This window comes from Oscillibacter sp. CU971 (assembly GCF_905219725.1).
Lineage (GTDB): Bacteria > Bacillota > Clostridia > Oscillospirales > Oscillospiraceae > Oscillibacter.
In genome coordinates this window covers 1-1,158 of record NZ_CAJMXG010000552.1, presented here as the reverse complement: position 1 = coordinate 1,158, position 1,158 = coordinate 1, and the positions used below count along the sequence as shown (strand labels likewise).

The window sequence follows — 1,158 nt, the reverse complement described above, 5'->3', positions numbered from 1 at the left end:
AAGCTAGGGGACCAGAGGAGGCCGCCGCTAGAATCGTAGCCTGTGGCCGGGAGGGTTTCCACGTAGTTGTCGTAGGCGGCTTTAGCCTCATCCTTGGAGAAAGAACCCCCGCCTGTTGGACCTGAACCAAAACTGCCGCCAGGGCGAAAGTCAGGATACAGCGAATCATCGGAATTAGGATTGCCATCTTTCCAGCCTTTATAAATCCCATAAACATAGGTATAAAAGTCAATGGTATCATAGAGCGGGCTTCCGGTAGAAATCGCATGCGCAGGAAGGGTCGCAACAAACAGCATCAATACCGCCAGAAAACCGGATAAAATCCTATATACATTTTTCCTCATGAATTGACACCGCCTTATTATGTATGGTAAACTAAAAAATAGAGAGAATGCTATATGGAAGAATATCAATATTACTGTATCCAACTCACAAGAGGAGAACTGGACGAGATATCAATTGCTTTGAAAAATCGCATAGATTACCTCAAAAAAGCATTGAAAGAAGTACATTCCATAGAAGCAAAAGAGGTCATCGGGGAAGCCCTTAAAACGTGTATCAGCGCACAGCAAGAAACGACATACGCAGGACAACCCGCTAAATACCGCTATCAATGAAAGCATCTACTAAAACGAGAGAGGAAAAGAAAATGAAAGTCATCATTGGTGAAGACTGGATCAGCCTCCTGGACCGCCTAAGCTACCGTGAGATCATCGGAATTGCATACGATAGCACACTTGCAGGAGTCCTTGCGTACATTCTTTTTGGACTTATCTGTTTTTTAGCAGTTGTTGGATTGCTTACCGTCTTAAAATGGATTTTCTTTGGAAGAAGCAAAAAGGAAGACCCGGGAAAGATATGGTTACGTACAGGAAAGTTCTAACACAAGGGCCGCTTAGCGGCCCTTCTTCTTTTGGCGGAGCCGGAGCCAGAGAGCGGGAAGCCACCGGGCCAGGGAACGGCCCAGGCAGTAAGAACCGCATGCCATGCCATAAATCATGAAGGGCAAGGCAAAGACGAAAAGAGCGGTCNTNCCTCGGCCCCCTCTACGTTCATTTCCCTTGCAATGCGTTCGTGGTTCGGCCAGATTTCGAGGCGGGGACATTCATCTGGGAAATTTGGGACAGGAGCCTCTGAAATCACCAAATCCAGAGCGGA

Annotated in this window: 3 protein-coding genes; 2 read left to right on the top strand and 1 reads right to left on the bottom strand. The window is 47.1% G+C overall.

Annotated features, from left to right (window positions below; all coding sequences use genetic code 11):
* Window positions 1-344, bottom strand: a 344-nt coding sequence (locus tag JX325_RS17370) for a hypothetical protein (protein WP_204792255.1), incomplete at its 3' end; no start/stop codon positions are given.
* A 54-nt stretch (window positions 345-398) separates the two neighbouring features.
* Between JX325_RS17370 and JX325_RS17365 the strand changes: the two genes are divergently transcribed.
* Both JX325_RS17365 and JX325_RS17360 read left to right on the top strand, forming a co-directional pair.
* Window positions 399-617, top strand: coding sequence for a hypothetical protein (locus JX325_RS17365; protein ID WP_204792254.1), 219 nt, complete (start codon window positions 399-401; stop codon window positions 615-617).
* A 32-nt stretch (window positions 618-649) separates the two neighbouring features.
* Complete coding sequence (locus JX325_RS17360) at window positions 650-883, top strand: hypothetical protein (protein ID WP_204792253.1); 234 nt, start codon at window positions 650-652, stop codon at window positions 881-883.
* The last annotated feature ends 275 nt before the right edge of the window (window positions 884-1,158 follow it).